12 protein-coding genes are annotated in these 17,107 nt (G+C 43.7%); 3 read left to right on the forward strand and 9 right to left on the reverse strand.

The features are described 5' to 3' along the window. Positions 1-80 precede the first annotated feature (80 nt). The 5 genes from MMU07_RS13090 to MMU07_RS13110 form a co-directional block, all read right to left on the reverse strand. On the reverse strand, positions 81-341 hold the full coding sequence (locus MMU07_RS13090; RefSeq protein ID WP_336246194.1) for a type II toxin-antitoxin system RelE/ParE family toxin: 261 nt from the start codon (positions 339-341) through the stop codon (positions 81-83). A gap of 17 nt (positions 342-358) precedes the next feature. Further along, positions 359-595, reverse strand: a complete 237-nt coding sequence (locus tag MMU07_RS13095; protein ID WP_241126328.1) for a hypothetical protein — start codon at positions 593-595, stop codon at positions 359-361. A gap of 148 nt (positions 596-743) precedes the next feature. After that, complete coding sequence (locus MMU07_RS13100) at positions 744-1,856, reverse strand: Gfo/Idh/MocA family protein (RefSeq protein ID WP_241126329.1); 1,113 nt, start codon at positions 1,854-1,856, stop codon at positions 744-746. A gap of 274 nt (positions 1,857-2,130) precedes the next feature. Beyond that, the gene (locus MMU07_RS13105; RefSeq protein ID WP_241126330.1) at positions 2,131-3,006 is read right to left on the reverse strand and encodes a sugar phosphate isomerase/epimerase family protein; all 876 of its coding nucleotides are present in this window, start codon (positions 3,004-3,006) and stop codon (positions 2,131-2,133) included. Between the two features lie 12 nt (positions 3,007-3,018). After that, positions 3,019-6,519 carry a PVC-type heme-binding CxxCH protein gene (locus tag MMU07_RS13110; protein WP_241126331.1) on the reverse strand — a complete coding sequence of 1,167 codons (3,501 nt, stop codon included), beginning with the start codon at positions 6,517-6,519 and terminating at the stop codon, positions 3,019-3,021. 151 nt (positions 6,520-6,670) lie between these two features. Here MMU07_RS13110 and MMU07_RS13115 point away from each other — a divergent pair, with 151 nt between their 5' ends. Further along, entirely contained in the window at positions 6,671-7,546 is an 876-nt protein-coding gene (locus MMU07_RS13115) for an AraC family transcriptional regulator (RefSeq protein ID WP_241126332.1), read from the forward strand. Positions 7,547-7,614: 68 nt separating this feature from the next. On the opposite strand, the gene MMU07_RS13120 is transcribed toward MMU07_RS13115, so the two are convergent. The 4 genes from MMU07_RS13120 to MMU07_RS13135 form a co-directional block, all read right to left on the reverse strand. Then, a complete protein-coding gene (locus MMU07_RS13120) occupies positions 7,615-10,203 on the reverse strand; it encodes a M14 family zinc carboxypeptidase (protein WP_241126333.1) in 2,589 nt (862 codons plus the stop codon). Between the two features lie 1,454 nt (positions 10,204-11,657). Continuing rightward, positions 11,658-13,499 carry a glutamine--fructose-6-phosphate transaminase (isomerizing) gene (gene glmS, locus MMU07_RS13125; RefSeq protein WP_241126334.1) on the reverse strand — a complete coding sequence of 614 codons (1,842 nt, stop codon included), beginning with the start codon at positions 13,497-13,499 and terminating at the stop codon, positions 11,658-11,660. Positions 13,500-13,620: 121 nt separating this feature from the next. Continuing rightward, positions 13,621-14,970: a DUF4270 domain-containing protein gene (locus tag MMU07_RS13130; RefSeq protein ID WP_241126335.1), complete on the reverse strand. Its 1,350-nt coding sequence runs from the start codon at positions 14,968-14,970 to the stop codon at positions 13,621-13,623. After that, on the reverse strand, positions 14,954-15,763 hold the full coding sequence (locus MMU07_RS13135) for a glycogen/starch synthase (RefSeq protein ID WP_113926273.1): 810 nt from the start codon (positions 15,761-15,763) through the stop codon (positions 14,954-14,956). The genes MMU07_RS13130 and MMU07_RS13135 overlap by 17 nt, the downstream gene beginning before the upstream one ends. A gap of 125 nt (positions 15,764-15,888) precedes the next feature. Here MMU07_RS13135 and panC point away from each other — a divergent pair, with 125 nt between their 5' ends. After that, positions 15,889-16,737 carry a pantoate--beta-alanine ligase gene (gene panC / locus MMU07_RS13140; protein ID WP_241126336.1) on the forward strand — a complete coding sequence of 283 codons (849 nt, stop codon included), beginning with the start codon at positions 15,889-15,891 and terminating at the stop codon, positions 16,735-16,737. A 21-nt stretch (positions 16,738-16,758) separates the two neighbouring features. Continuing rightward, positions 16,759-17,106: an aspartate 1-decarboxylase gene (panD, locus tag MMU07_RS13145; protein ID WP_241126337.1), complete on the forward strand. Its 348-nt coding sequence runs from the start codon at positions 16,759-16,761 to the stop codon at positions 17,104-17,106. Position 17,107 lies beyond the last annotated feature (1 nt).

Here is a 17,107-nt window from a genome sequence, read left to right on the forward strand (position 1 = left end):
ATATAGGTTGTTAGGGGATTGGCTTACCTGAGGGTGAAGTCAGGCAGCTTCATGATCTTTTTTATTTGAAAAGTACGTTCCTACATCTTTAACTTTTTTGGATTTTGTCTTGTATCCCAAACCCGAAGTATCACGATTTTATCGGGATGATTGAGGTAAAACATTTTGAAATCTTTGATAATTTTTACCCTAACATCGGGAAAATCAGTTACAACTCCGATATCAGGGAATTGAGATACGAGCATAGCTGTCTGATTAAAAAGCAATTCCAATTTTTTGCTGAATACCTCTGATTTATTTCTTTTTGCCCAATAAAGATAGATTTTGTATCTGTCTTCAATTGACTTGCGGGTCTAGACTATTTCTTTAACCATTCCTCAAGCATATTTTTCGCAGATTCAGAAGAATGCAAATTCCCATCAGCAACATCCTCAAGCCCCATTTGGACTGCGTCACGTTCCTCTTCAGTTAGCTTGTAAGTTTGGTCCATAGCAGATTCTTGATTGATCAATCTGATGATGTCTTCAAGGATTTTTTCATCAGAAATGGAGGTTACTTTATTGATTATCTCCAATTTGAGTTCAGATACTGACATAATGTTTATATTTTGATATCCTAAATTAGGAATTTTAATCGGTTTGGTAACTGATTCCTTCATCCCTCAATTTGAATTTAATACAAAAAAACCACCGCTTTCGCAGTGGTTCTTAGGGTTTGAGAGATATAGGTTGTAGGGAATAGGCTTACCGGAGGGTAAAGTCGGGCAGCTTCATAATCTGTCCTCCGGCCATCGCGGACTCATGGGCAAGGATGCCCACGCAGGTGATGTTGGCGGACTGTCTTGCATCAGGATAGGGTGCCCTTCCTTCGTGCAGGGCGGTCAGGAACTCATGCACGAGGTGCGGATGCGAACCGCCGTGTCCCGCCCCTTGGATAAAGGAAAGGTGTTGATTGTCATCCGAATCATATACCCCTGCGGTGGTAAAAGAAGCGATTTCCTTCGGTAGCAGGTGGGCATAATCAGGGATTTTGACACGCTCAGGGACTTCTCCGGTATGGATGACGGAGTCTTCATGCTCGATCAGTGTCCATTCAAATGACTTTTTGGAACCATAGACATCGAAGCTTTCGCGGTATTGTCTCGCCGTGTTGAAGAGCGAGCGGGTGACTTCTGCGGAGAGGTCAGAGTCTTTGAGTTTGATATGGCAGGTCTCGATGGCAAAGGGAGAACCGTATTTTGGGATGAGGTTTTCGTCTATCCTTCCCGAACCAAAACAGGACACGTATTCGGCCTGTGCTTTTGGCAGTGCCAAGACCGGTCCCACACAGTGCGTCGCGTAGTGCATCGGCGGCAGCCCTTCCCAGTATCCCGGCCAACCGGCCATCTCCTGTTGGTGGCTTGCTCTCAGAAACTGGATCTTTCCCAATTCCCCTTTCTCATACATCTCCTTGACAAAAAGGAATTCACGGGAATAAATCACCGTCTCCATCATCATGTACGTCAGCCCTGTTTCCTCACAGGCTTCGACGATCTGACGGCACTCTTCCACGGTCGTGGCCATAGGCACCGTGCAGGCGACATGCTTGCCGGCTCTTAAGGCTTTCAGAGATTGCTCGGCATGGGCTTGGATCGGCGTATTGATATGGACAGCGTCTATGTTTGGATCTTTGAGGAGCTCATCGTAATCGGTGTAGCGCTTCGCTACGCCAAAGGCTTCTCCGATTTCATTGAGTTTGTCTTCGTTTCTTTGGCAGATGGCATACATATTGGCAAGCGGATGCTTCTGGTAAATGGGGATGAATTCCGCCCCAAAACCCAGTCCGACGATGGCGATGTTGATTTGTTTATGGCTCATGGCTTTTATGGTTAAAGGTTATTAAGTTTATGGTGAAAGGTAAGAAGTAAATGGATTTGGCGAAGCATCAAAACATCTTTTCACAACCTCCAGCTATGTGCGCTCTGTGTGCTATGTGGTTAGTTGTTTGTTGTTGGCAATTAGGTTTATGGTTACTTCGACTGCGCTCAGTACAAGTATTTGGTTAATGGTAAGAGGAATTGGCGTTGCCTTAACATCTCTTTTCACGACCTCCAGCTCCGTGCCCCCTGTGTGCTCTGTGGTGAAGACCTCCCTAGTGTGTGAATTGTTTGCCGGAAAGCCAGTCCTTGAGGAAGTGAAGTCCGCGGGAAGCAAATTCATCTTGACTTGGGGCAAGGGGCTTCCAGATACAGACTGCACCGGCAAGTTCCTGTACATTTGGTGTAAAACTCTCTATCGAAATCACTCCCGTGTAGTTGACGGCAGCCAATCCCCTCTTGAAGGAAAACCAGCTTGTCTGACCTGTTCCGGGAATGCCGCGGTGGTTTTCGGAAACCTGCACGTGGAGCAATTTGTCGCCTACATGTCTGACGGCCTCCTCCAGATTGGATTCTTCAATGCTCATGTGAAAGCCATCCAAGAGCACTTTGGCAGCAGGATGGTTGATATCCGCGATGAGCTGCATGAGTTCCTTCGTGGTATTGATGAGGTCAGTTTCGAACCTGTTCAAAGCTTCCAAAGCGATCTCCTGTCCCATGGACTCGGCCATCTGACAGACTTTGTGGAGGTTGTTTACGGCGCGGTCCCACTCTATCTTTCGCTGCTCGGGAGAGACAAGTCTTGCTTTTCCCACCGCAGAGTACATCGGCCCGGCTACGAAATGTGCACCGAGTGCCGAACTGATCTCAAAGCATCTTTGCAGGTAATCAAAGCTTGTCTTGTGAAAACTCGGATCATCATGTGTCAGGTCCCTTGTCGGCCCAAAAGCCCCACAGATGATGGGTTGCAGGCTGAATTCTGCAAGAGCTTCCCTAACCGTGGGGATGTCTATCAGATCCGGGTTTTCGACGGGTATTTCTACCGCATCGAAGCCCATTTCTTTGATTTTTGAGAATAATCCAATTGTATTTTTTTGGAAAGGCGATGTCCAAAGCCAGGTGCTGACACCAAAAGTTGCATTTATTGCCATAATATCCTGTTTTTACTCGACGATCATTTTACCATTCATGATGCGCCAATGTCCCGGTACAGTACAGATAAAGGGATATTCTCCTTTCTCCGTTGGAGCGGTAAAGATAATGGATTCGAGCCCTTCAGGATCTACAAGCTTGGAAGCTATGATGATCTCCGGGATGTTTGGAACGTAATTTTTTTCGATTCCTTTTGGATCTCTTGCCATTTCGTCAGCGGCTTTTCCTACCGTTTCGAGCGAACCAATCTTGGCAACGATCAGGTTATGCTGCATGAAATCTTTGTTTTCGAAGTCAATGATAACTTGCTGACCGGCTTTCACCTTGAAGCTCGTCACATTGTACTTCATTTCATGGGGAATGACGCCGATCTTCACTACCATGGCATTTTCCCTTGATACCGGAGCTGCGGCTTTTTCAGGACCTTTGGCCAAATATTCCTGCAGGTTGAAGTTAGGGTCTTTGAGGCTGAGGAAGCTGTCTCTACCCATTCTTCCCCTTAGCCAAGATGCGCCTTCATAGTCTCCCACCTGATTTTCTCCACCCATGTCATTGCCAACACGGATTCTGTCCGGAGTCAATGGGGCGGTGAATAGGGAAGGCGCTTTTGCTTTAGCGATCGGATTGTCATTGATCTGCAAAGTCATTTCTCCGCCCTGAAGAAGCTTGGCTTCTACCTTAAACAGGTCTTTTGGCAGGTTAGCAGCGGTGATTTTAAAGGTTTTGCCGTTTTGTTTTACCACCCAGTTCAAAGTAGATTTTTTTACAAAAAGGGAATAGCCGTTCATCTTGTTTCCTTGGGCGGCAATGACTCCTTCAAGCGGTTCGTTTCCTTCTGCCAATTCGGTGACGATATGGATTTCTTTGTTGCTGACATTAGGAGGATAGACGATCGCTGCCCTTCTGTCGAGATTGTATTGCTCGACGACAAGACTCTTGGTCAGTTTTTCTGTCAGGGTGTAGAGAGAATCTACTTTTTCTTCAGGGAAAAGCGTGGCAAGGTTTTGCTCAAAATAACTTGGATGGGCAAGTACCCCGGAGAAAATCACTTGAGGAAGGTAGGCGTCTTTGCCGTTGGCTTCGTCCTGACTCGCTTCATAGATCAGGTTGCTGACTTCGGTAGATGCAGGAATCTCTGATAAGGCTAGGAAAGCGGCTTTTCTTACATTGAGGTCAGGATCCTGATGGACCTTGTTGGATTGGATCAGGGCGAAAGTTTCATTGGTTTTTGGAAGAACTTCAATGGCATTTTTCCTCACACCTGCAGAAGGATGCGACAATGCTTTGCCGACAATCTTGATGGCATTGGCGTCATCACCGCTCAGGGCGCCGAGGCCATGCAATGCCCAAAGGGCGTGGTTGGCAGCGGTATTGAGACCGATTTCATCCACTGAGGTATTTTCGATCAGCTTGTAGAGGTCACCGATGATGGATTTGTTTTGGGTTTCGACGATGAGCCTCTGGGCAGTCATTCTCCAAAACATGTTGTCGCTTTTCAGACCTGCGATCAGGTCTGAATTTTTGGTCGGATCAATGGAGAAGCCCTTGTATTCCGGTGCGCCTCTGTACACCAACCGGTAAATCCTGCCATGCTTGGCATCCCGCATCGGGTTGATGTAGGCATTTCCGGCACCGTTGTCAAATCCTTTTGGAGTTGGATTGTGCTGTATGATAAAGTTGTACCAATCTGCAATCCAAAGAGAACCATCTGGTCCGACTTCTGCATGCACTGGAGAGAACCATTCGTCTGAACTTGCCAGGATATTGAAGCCGTTTTTTTCTTTGAAACCTGAACCATCTTTGGTGATGATGGCATTATGAAGCACCCTTCCTGTAGGTTCGGCTACAAAAGCCACCCTGTTCCAATAGGATTTAGGGAAAGTTCTTGCTGTGTAGAAGTTGTGTCCTGCAGCAGCGGTATAGCCGCCATGATAATCGACCTGTCTCAAAAACTGCGTCAGGTGCGGCATGTCGTAGTGGCTGTCAATACCAAAGACGGTATTGTTCATCCCGCCTGCGATAGGTCTCTTGACGTTTTTGTTGGTCATGGCCAAGTAGGCAGAGTGCTGACCGTTGGCAGTGGAGATGAATACATTAAAATCTTCTGAGAATCCAAGGCCCCATGTATTGTTGCTTGTAGAGCCTAAAAACTCAAAGTTGGAAGCATCAGGAGCGAATCTATAGATACCTTGGGAGAAATTGAATTCCTTTCCGCCCACAGTTCCCTGAAAACCGGAATAACCCAAAACACCCCAAATGTTATTGTCATAACCATACTTGAGGTTGGAAGGTCCAGCATGCGTATCACTTTTGCCCCAACCTGTGATCAATACTTCTCTTAAGTCGGCTTTGTCGTCACCATCTGTATCTTTTAAGAATACAAAATCCGGAGCCATGGAGATGAGGATACCTCCGTTTATGGCCATGATGCTTGTAGGGATGTTCAATCCATCGGCAAAGACGGTTACTTTATCTGCTTTGCCGTCGCCGTCAGTATCTTCGAGGATTTTGATGCGGTCATTTCCGCCTTCGGTGCGCACTTCATTAGGATAATCTTCCGTCTCGATCACATACAACCTTCCTTTTTCGTCCCAACACATCGCCATAGGATTGACGATCTGAGGCTCAGAAGCGAATAGCTGCAATTCAAATCCTACCGGAATCTGAATCAATTTCATAGATTCTTCTGGAGAAAGCGGATGTTGGTATCTCGGTGCTGGGTCTTTGTTTTCGTAGTTTGGAATGACGGCATCTTCAAAAACCGGTTGAGGGATTTTGAAATCAGCCACCTGCTTGGCTACATCATCTCCTATCGCCCAAAGTACGCCATTGGCGACAAGGGTATGGAAGTTTGGCTGAGACCAAGTGCGCTCATTGTGTCCATATGCTGTGTAAAATACACGTCCTTTTCCTTGATTTCTCACCCAAGTCCAAGGCTCGCGGTGTCCGTTTTCTTCTCTTTCCATCAGGACAGTCATGTCGGGATTGATCCGGGTATGGATATAGGTTTCATCCCATGTTTCAAATACTTCTACGCCCTGCATCACAGGATGCTCAGCAGCAATGATATCGACAGTGAAATCCCCCGTTCCATGCGATTGGAACTGTCCGCCAACGGCTTCGACATACCAATCAGAATTCTGGAAACAGAAAGAGGCACTGTGGAGGGGAATAAAGCCCTTGCCGCTTTCCACATATTTCTTTAGCGCAGTTTCCTGATCTGAAGTGATACTGTCGTGGTTGGCATAGATCATGATCCCGTCATACTGATTCAGGTTGTCCAGGTTAAGGTCATTGGGATCTGAGGTGTAAGTGAGGTTGATGCCTTTTTGGAAAAGAGGTCTTGCCAGATAAGGCATCAGTTTCTCCGAATCATGATGCTTGCTGTCATGTCCGAGGAAGAGGATTTCTGCTCTTCTTGGCCCTGTGGGAAGCTCCGGTAAATTGGACTTTTTGCCACAACTGATGACAGAGAAGAGGAGAAGTAGGAGGAGTAAATGAGAATATCTCATGGATAGTTTTATTTAGAGGAATTTAGGGTTTATTGGAAGATTCAAATTCCGTATTTATCAAATGGCAATCTTCCTTTTTTTTTGCTGATTATGACTTTATTTTGCTCAAAAAATTTATTTTCATGTATAATTATGGCATAATTGACTAATCATGAAACAGGCACTTCAAAAATCAAGGATTCCTGAGGACAAAGCTTTCGTCGCCAAAGCGCTTGTTGCACCCAATTTTGACAAACATTGGCACTTTCACAATGAGTACCAGCTTTTCCTTGTTTTGGAGGGAAAAGGGACAAGGTTTATCGGCGATCAAATGAAGCCTTTCCGTGAATTTGACATGGTTTTTACCGGTCCAAATCTCCCGCATTTATGGCGGAACGATCCGCAGTACTTTGAAAAAGAAAGTGGTCTTATGACCAAAGGGATTGTGGTGTACTTTGGCAAGGACTTTTTGGGGAATGCCATTCATGACAAGGAGGAGTTTGAAGGCATCAAGACCCTGCTCCAAAAATCAGAAAGGGGATTGGAAATAAGCGGAAAGACCAATGAATTACTCCGCCCTCAATTTGAGAAATTGACGGAATCAAAAGGAATTGACAGCATCCTGAAATTGCTGGAAATCCTGAGGGTCCTGTCCGAATCCTCCGATTGCCATCCGATCACTCAGGCCGGCTACATCAATACCAACAAAGAATCGGAAAAGGACCGAATGAGCAAGGTATATGAGTATGTGATGGAAAATTTCCGCCAAAAAATCCTGCTTGAGGAGGTTGCCTCCATGGCCAATATGACTGAAAGTGCCTTTAGCAGGTACTTTTCTTCGAGGATGAACAAATCATTTTCTGAGTTTCTCACCGATGTCAGGATCGGGCATGCCTGCAAACTGCTCCATGAGATGGACGCCAATATCAGTGAAATCTGTTATGAGAGCGGTTTCAATACCCTTTCCAATTTCAACAGGCAGTTCAAAGAAAGGATCGGTGTGACTCCTTTGGTTTACAAAAAGGATTTCTTGAAAACACTTGGGTAGAAGAAACCCTCCAAGGGTTCTGAACCCTTGGAAAGTTTTCAACGCTTGGAGGGTTGGATATTTATAGATCAATCCGCAGTCCCGCCTTCGATCACCTGCCCAAAGAATATGGCATTGAGGAAAAGCTTGTTGGTTCCGTACCATATCGCCCTGAAGTTGGGATTGTCCACCATGCCGATGACACGTCCCCTGCCGAGGCGCTTGATCTGAATGGCGCTGCTGTTTCTTACCAATTCGAGGTTTTCGGGATGGACATAGCCACTTGCCAAAGGCTTGTCGGTATAGACCATGGGATTGGAGTAAGGATTTTTTCCCGGTTCGAGCACCTGGTTGCTGTTTCGGAAAGTGAAAAGTTCAGCCTTGCCATATCCGTAACCAATTGGATGGGTCACATCTAGCTTTGCATGGAAAATCGTCCCGCTTGTCATCCTGGCGCCGGTATTTTTGGTATAGTCGGCATAGGGTAGGTCAGGCTTTTTCTCCTCTTCCTTCGGGTCTTTTTTGAAAGTAAAAGAAACCAGCTCATTGCTGTTGAGCCAAGTCATGGCTGATCCCCGGGCGATCAAAGTATTTCCGGCACTTGCCCATGATTTGATTTCTTCGGCTTCGGATTTTCCCCAACTTGAATAATTGCCATTAGGCATGATAATGACATTGTACCTGTTGAGGTCTGTATTCCGAAGTCTTTCTACAGGCAGAAGGGTTATCGGCATGTCAAATCTTTGGTCCATCAAATGCCACATTTCACCGGCTTCTCCGCTTGCAACACCTGTACCGACCAAGATGGCGACTTCAGGCTTCTTCAGTACATCTATGCTTGGTGAACCGATATTGATACCTGCGGTATATCCGGTGCTGATGCCGTAGACGGTGATTCCCGTTTCGGCAGCGAGGGAAGCTAAGGAAGCAAGGAGTTTGGGCGAAGAATCTTCGTTTGCATCCCTTTGGGAACTGACTAGAATACTTCCTCTTTTCAGTAACTTTCCGTCAGCAAGGGTGATCGGTTCATGGGTCAGGCGAACCAAAAATCCTTCATCCATCAACTTGTAAGCAGCCTTTGGCGCATAATAATCTGCCCATTCAAAGGCGTAGGCATAGGCGTTTTTTTCACCGATCAGGGTTCCGACTTTTTTGCCAAAACCCTCTTCGAGAAGTGTGACGTCAGCAAGATTCATGATTTTGCTACTCAGCGCGGTGTAGTCAAGGTTAAAGGACATCGGTAATGTCCAGGCGGAGACATCGTAGAAAAGGCTGTCCTGAAATGTATTTCGGGTTTCGAAGATCGCTTTGATTAGCTTGTATTGTGGCTGATTGAGTGGGACGATGTACGCTTTTTCTTTCTCAAAAGGGACACCGTTGACAGTGATGTTTTGGTTGAGGGAGTAGACATCGATCTGATGCTGTTGGATCATTTCAGCCAAATGGAAACCTCGCGCGGCATCTGCGGTATCACCAAAGATATACGCCTTGTTGGTGTCCACGGCAGATTCTTTCAAGGATTCAGCATAGAAATCCTGCATGAACTTGTTGATTTCTCCCCGCATGTTTTTGGCTGCCTCAAAGGAACTCACGCTTGTGCGGAACTGATTTCTGATTGTAAAGGAAAAAGGCAGCGGACCGTAGATACTTTCCTGCAAGTGACCTCTTGAAGAAGCCTGTTCAAACAAGATCCCGATAGAACCCTGGATATCCGGATAAGTGGAGCCATAGCCAAAATAATACTCATCAAAACTTTCCCTCGAATGGTAAAGCGAACCCATCTCATCCATGGCCTTGGCATGGTATTGGGCAATTTTTTCAGTCAGTTCTATATTTTTCTTTGGAGTCAGCGGGTGGTCTCGGCTTGGGATTCCCGGTTGAAAAAAGAAAGTATTGTTGGTGCCCATTTCATGGTAATCCAAGTAAATATTGGGAAGCCATTCCTGAAATTTAGCGACCCTGTTTTGTGATTCGGGATGCTGCACGAGCAACCAATCCCTGTTGAGGTCAAACCAATAATGGTTTCCCCTTCCTCCCGGCCAAGCTTCGCTGTGTTCACGGTTGGCAGGATCGCCGTTGAGGTTGTAAGACCTGTGGGTATTGACCCAAGAGGAATATCGGTTGCTTCCGTCAGGATTCAGTGCGGGATCTATTAAGACAATGATATTTTTCAGATCTGCCTCGATTTCATTAGCGGCTGCAAAATGGTAGGCCGCCAAAATCGAGGAATTTATTGCGCTTGCTTCATTGCCATGGACAGAATATCCTGCAGCCATGACCAAGGGCATTTTGTCAAAATCAATCTTGGCATTGGGGTCGCGGAGTTGCTGTCTGTCTGTTTTGATTTTATCAATGTTGGCGAGGTTTTCGGGAGAGGTGATCGTCAGCATGATTTGGGGTCGCTTTTCATACGTGTAGCCGATGGTTTCAAACTTTACCCGGGGAGAGCTCTCTGCAAGTTTTTCAAAATACCGGATGACCTGATCGTACCCTGCATTCCATTCGCCGACTTCAAACCCCAAAATGTCTTTTGGCTTTGGAATTTTTTCATTGTAAGTAAATCCGGAAGGGAGGTAATATTGAAGGGAGATGTCTGCGGTTCCGGCAGGACTTTTTTGTCCAAAAACAGAGAGGGTGGACAAAAGGAAAAACAGGAAAAGGCTTTGTATTTTTTTCATTGGAAGGTGGTTTTGAAGGCGGAAATGAAAATAAGGAAGAAATTTTATTTTTTGCCAATTCGTTCACAAAATGCAACGCTTCCTTATTTGTTCAAATACCCCTCGTGTAAAAGCTTGGTTTGATTATACACAGGGATTTTTTAATTCACGCAGAGACGCAGAGGAAAAAAAGAAGGGAATTAAAAATGCTGAATGAATAATGGTTTGGGAGGTACTATTATCGACGGGGGATATGATCCTGAAGGGATCACATAATCATAACCCCGAGTAAGGAACGCAACTCGGGGATAAAGACAAAAAATACGATTCCGGTTTTTGGCCGAACCAAGGAGAAGAGAGTTTTTAGAGTTTCCGCCAAAAACAGGGAAGCTCAAAATCATTTGCCTCCCATTGCAAAACCTTCCATTCTTTTGCGGTAAAAAATATACCTCACGCAAGTACACAAAGGGAAAGGGAAAAAAGTATGGGAATTAAAATTGCTGAATGAATAATGGTTTCGGAGTCACTATCATCGGCGGGGGATATGATCCTGAAGGGATCACATAATCATAACCCCGAGTAAGGAACGCAACTCGGGGATAAAGACAAAAAATACGATTCCGGTTTTTGGCCGAACCAAGGAGAAGAGAGTTTTTAGAGTTTCCGCCAAAAACAGGGAAGCTCAAAATCATTTGCCTCCCATTGCAAAACCATCCATTCTTTTGCGGTAAAAAATATACCTCACGCAAGTACACAAAGGGAAAGGGAAAAAAGCATGGGAATTAAAATTGCTGAATGAATAATGGTTTGGGAGGCACTATCATCTGCGGGGGATATGATCCTGAAGGGATCACATAATCATAACCCCGAGTAAGGAAAGCAACTCGGGGATAAAGACAAAAAATACGATTCCGGTTTTTGGCCGAACCAAGGAGAAGAGAGTTTTTAGAGTTTCGGCCAAAAACAGGGAAGTTCAAAATCATTTGCCTCCCATTGCAAAACCATCCATTCTTTTGCGGTAAAAAATATACCTCACGCAAGTACGCAGAAGAAAAAAAGAAAAAAGAACATGATGCATCCTAGGTAAAAGATTAAACCACAAAGGAACAAAAGGGAACAAAGAGAATAAGAATACAAAATTTCCAAAAAATGGTAATTGATTAATAAGCAAATCTCAAGAAAAAAAGAATCAACCACAAAGGAACAAAGGATACAAAGATCGGGCTTTTGTTTTTTTGTGGTTCAATAAATATGATCTATTTATTTTATTGAAATAGAGGTTAAATTTTTAAAGAAATTTTCCAAAAATGGATTTGTCAATGTCCTAAAAAAAACTGCCCTTCGGAATTACCTAAGGGCAGTTTCATGGTTTAAATCAATTTTTTTACCAAAATCTAAAGAGGTAATCTGAACTCACCTTTCACCTCATACCTGTCAACTTTTTTTTACCCTTCCACCCCTAACCATTAACCCATTTACTCCACCGTCACCGACTTTGCCAAATTCCTCGGCTGATCGACATTACAGCCTCTCATGACTGCGATGTGGTAGGAAAGTTGCTGCAAAGGAACTACTGCAATCAAAGGAACAAAGGCTTCTTCTGTCTCAGGGATTTCAATCACGTGGTCAGCGAGACCCCTTACTGTCGTATCGCCTTCGGTTACTACTGCGATGATTTTGCCTTTTCGGGCTTTTACTTCCTGGATGTTGCTAACTACTTTTTCGTAAGAGCTATCTTTGGTCGCAATGAATACTACCGGCATTTCTGCATCTATCAAGGCAATAGGGCCATGTTTCATCTCCGCCGCAGGATAACCTTCAGCATGGATGTAAGAAATTTCTTTTAGTTTTAAAGCACCTTCCAAAGCTACCGGGAAGTTATACCCTCTTCCCAAATACAGGAAGTTGCGGGAATCTTTGTACTCGGCTGCAATGACTTTGATCTTTGCATCAAGTTTCAGTGCTTTTTCGACTTTGGATGGAATGGTTGCCAATTCATTTAACAAATGCATGTACCTCGTTTCGGACAAAGTGCCTCTTTGGTATCCCAATTTCAAGGCCATCATGGTCAATACCGATATCTGTGCAGTAAATGCCTTGGTGGAGGCTACTCCGATTTCAGGACCCGCGTGGGTGTACGAACCCGCGTGGGTTGCTCTCGGGATCGAAGATCCTACGACATTACATACTCCGAAGATGGTCGCTCCTTTGGATTTGGCCAACTCGATGGCAGCCAAAGTATCAGCCGTCTCCCCTGATTGGGAAATGGCAATGACAAAATCTTTTTCTGAAATAACAGGATTTCTATACCTGAATTCAGAAGCGTATTCCACTTCCACAGGGATTCTTGCAAATTCCTCAAAGAGATATTCGGCTACCAAACCCGCATGCCATGAAGTTCCGCAGGCAGTAATGATGATCCTATCGGCATTTTGGAACTTATTCATGTAATCCCTCAGGCCACCAAGTACCAACCTGCCGTTTTTGGCATCCAACCTTCCCCGCATACAATCGGCAATAGACCTTGGTTGCTCGTTGATTTCTTTCAACATGAAATGCTCATATCCGCCTTTTTCGATGGCTTCGAGTTCCATTTCCAATTGATTGATATACGGATTGGTTTCGACGTTCTCAATGGTCTTGATCTGAAGTTTGTTGTCACGGATGACTGCAATTTCATAATCATCCAAATAGACCACCTGATTGGTGTATTCTATGATGGGAGTGGCATCTGAAGCCAAAAAATACTCGTTCTCGCCAACGCCGATCACAAGCGGGGAACCCTTTCTTGCTGCAATCAGCGTGTCAGGTTCTTCAATGTTCATGATCACGATGGCGTAAGCACCGACTACTTTGTGCAACGCCAATCTCACAGCCTCTTCAAGGCTGCAAGAATTATTAAAATAGATATCCTCAATGAATTTGATAAATACCTCAGAATCAGTTTCACTTTGGAATTTGTACCCCTTGTTAATCAGGTCTGTTTTCAAGACATCATAATTTTCAATGATGCCATTATGGATCATTGCAAATTTTTCATTGGATGAATAATGGGGATGGGCATTGACATCATTGGGTTCACCGTGGGTGGCCCAACGTGTATGTCCTATACCGATTTTTGAATTCAGGTTTTGGAAAGAACCAAGATGGTTTTCCAATTCTGATACCTTGCCCTTTTTTTTGTAAATACTCAGGCCGTCTTTGTTGAGAAGGGCTACCCCTGCGCTGTCATAGCCGCGGTATTCCAGTCTTTTAAGTCCTTTGATGATGATTGGCAGGGCTTCTTGTTGCCCCACATAAGCTACGATTCCACACATAGATAAAAATTTAACATTCCAAATGTATACTTTTTAGAATTATCGTAAAAATTAAAGCTAAAAAAATACACTTTTACAAAATAAAGCAACTTTTATCTACACTTCTTTAAAATAGGTTACTCTACAGAGATCTGCTTCTTGAATAAAAGATTTTCAGTTTGATAGTGTTTTGGTCAATAACATAATCTCTCAATGATTGAATAATACTTCTGTCCTGAGTTGAGACACCGGGGTATAAAAGGAAGTCTCTTCTAACCATTTTCTTTCTATAAACTGCATTCATGTGCGAAGTAATAAACTGCTTGTAATTCTTTTCGTCCTTGACGAAAGTCAATAAAGCAGGCAGGTCAGTTTGAGAAAAACTAGGTTCTGAAGTAATAGGGTCTACTTGAAGCCTTCCATCGGGTTGAACCGCCATCGGAAGTCCATCAGTCCTAAATAGAACCTCATTGGTTTCATTCGTGAAAAACATCATGTGAAATTGTGGGGGTAGCCTATTAGGAGAATAGTTGACCAAGGGGCCCATTTCTAATGTCACTTGGTTGAAATTTGCATTGACCAATGTATCCAAAAATTCATCTAATGGACTCATGTCTAATTTCACATACATTCCAAATGTCGATTTGCCACCTGCAAATTGGCCTAAATCATATGAGGTTGTGGGTTTTGTAACAACCTCAGTCGGTGTGCCTGTAGGATCGTTGATGACTTGGCTGAAATGTCTGGCTAAGTTAAAATTGATCCCAGTCGCGATAGGATATGCTCGAGATATAGTATCTCCTTCGTTTTTGAAATAAAAAATGAATCCCGTGTTATTCCCTATCACAGTACTAAAACCTACATTTTCACCTTCTTCGGCTTTGAAAGCAAGGCCGGGCAAAAACTCACGGAATGAAAAGATATCCTGAAAATACCTGCCGTTTTTCAACTCTGCAAAGATTTCTTGGGTCAGTGCATTATCGATTTTGGTAGATACGATGGTATCCTGTCTATTGGTAAAATTAAATGATGCACTGAAAGAAGGAGTAGGTTCATAGGCTACGCTACTAAAATTATAATAATCAACATCACGGATTTGCTCTGTGAGTAGGTGGATATTGATGGTTTTCGGATTGATGGTGTCAGCGGTAAGAACTTCCCGCATGCTAATCAGAAACCTGACCGAATCCAGCACTGCGTTTTCTTTGGGCCTGGCTATATCTCTGTTGAAGAATAGTCGGGTATATCCTATGCTTTCTGTTTTTCCAAAGAAATCACTTTCTTCATTTCCATAAATTAACACACCGCTGTTGGTGGTACTCAGGGAATCTTGTAGCACTACAGAAGCAGACAGGGATATTTCTTGGTAGAATACCCCTATCTGATTGTTTTCCGGATCCAGCTCCAAACCTATATTGGAAGGATCCTCACAGGAAGTTGCAATGGTAAGAACAATGAATAATACAGCGGACAGCTTAGCCGGCCAAGTCATTATAGATGTTGTAATAACTTTCAAAAAGTTTCTCTTCTTCGTTGTTAATCTCACACTGTTTTTCTTTAGAGCACTCCTCGATGAGTTTGCTGAGGTTTTCGGATATGTCTTCACTTTTGATGACTACGTCGGCATATTCCATTCCTATTTTTAGGAAGCCTTCGTAATCTTTGGATTTGAGGGGTGCAAGAATGGCGTCATCGATATCCACCATTTTGACTTTCTCAAACAAATCGTCGCCAAATTTATGGGTAAATCCGGTATTGTAAATAGCAAAAACCGATTTTGTATCCTTAAAGAGAGGCTCGTTTTTGTAGGTAGTTTTGAGGTACATGGGGATCAGACTCGTCATCCAATCATTGCAATGTACCACATCAGGAGCCCAACCTAATTTTTTCACTGTTTCTATGACGCCTTTGCAAAAGAAAATTGCCCTTTCGTCATTGTCTTCATAGAATTTTTCATGCTTGTCATGAAACACGCTTTTTCTCTGGAAGTAGTCTTCATTGTCGATGAAATAAACCTGAAGCTTGGCATTCGGTATGGAGGCAACCTTGATGATCAAAGGTTTCTCTTCTTCCCCTACGGCAATGTTGATCCCTGACAGCCTCACTACTTCATGCAATCTGTTCTTCCTTTCATTGATGAGTCCAAATCTCGGCACAAGAATACGGATTTCCATCCCCATTTCCTGCATCGCCTGGGGCAATGCCCTTACGAAATTTGCCACCTCAGAAGTCTGTAAAAACGGATTGATTTCACTTGCAACGTAGAGAATACGGAGTTTGGACATACCTTGTTGTGTTTAGATGAGTGATAATAAACGCACAAAGATACAAAAAAAAGCGGTAAATCCATTGTATTTCTAAGGAATAATATAGTTTTGCCTCTATTTTACATTCGCAAAGTACAACAATAGTGTATATCCTTGGGACCAAAGAAGAGGTAAACAATAACCTTCAAATTTTCCGTAACAGCAATAAAACCATTGGTTTGGTGCCCACCATGGGTGCTTTACATCAAGGTCATTTGGAATTAGTCAAAATCGCAAAACAATATTCCGATATTGTGGTAGTATCGATTTTTGTCAACCCTACTCAATTCAACAACCAGCAGGACTTTGAAAAATATCCCAAAACATTGGATAAAGACTTGGAATTATTGAATAAATCCGGGGTAAATTACCTTTTTATGCCGGATACCTTGGAGATATATCCTTCAAATCCTATGCTTTCCATAGATTTTGGACATTTGGATAAAATATTGGAAGGATCCTTTCGTCCAGGTCATTTTAATGGAGTGGGAATAGTCGTTTCCAAACTGTTAAATATTGTTAAACCCCATCAAGCCTACTTCGGTCAGAAGGATTTACAGCAAGTGGCGATCATCAAAAGGCTGGTCCACGACCTTTCATTCGATGTCAAAATCAATGTTATTCCGACCGTGCGAGAAGAAGATGGTGTAGCCCTGTCCTCAAGGAACCTGAGACTGAATACTGAGTCGAGACAAGCAGCCCGAATAATTTCGAAAACATTATTTTTTGCAAAATCAGAACTTTTGGGTGGTAGCCCGTGGTTAAGCATCCGGAAAAAGATCAACCAGATGTTTGAATCTGAGCCAAAAGCGAAATTGGAATATTTTGAATTGGTAACTTCTGATTCCTTTTACGTATTAGAGGATATAGGAGAAGAGAAAAATGTGTCAATCTGTACTGCGGCTTACTTCGGTGACGTCAGGTTGATCGACAACATTTCCATATTTGATTAAATTCGCGCAAAATTTCCCCACATGCACATTCAGGTTTTAAAATCTAAAATCCACAGGGTAAAGATTACCCAAGCAGAATTACATTATGTTGGAAGCATTACCATAGATGAGGATATCTTGGACGCTGCCAATATGATTGAAAATGAAAAAGTCGCTATCGTAAACATCAATAACGGGGAGCGGCTGGAAACCTATATCATCAAAGGAGAACGGGGAAGCGGGATGGTATGCCTCAATGGTCCTGCTGCCAGAAAAGCGCAGGTAGGCGATATCGTCATCATCATTTCCTATGCTTCTATGGATTTTGAGGAAGCAAAAAAACACAAACCGGTCATCGTATTCCCTGATGACCATAATAAATTGATATAAA

Source organism: Cognataquiflexum nitidum (assembly GCF_022538055.1).
In the GTDB taxonomy this organism is placed as follows: Bacteria; Bacteroidota; Bacteroidia; order Cytophagales; family Cyclobacteriaceae; genus Cognataquiflexum; species Cognataquiflexum nitidum.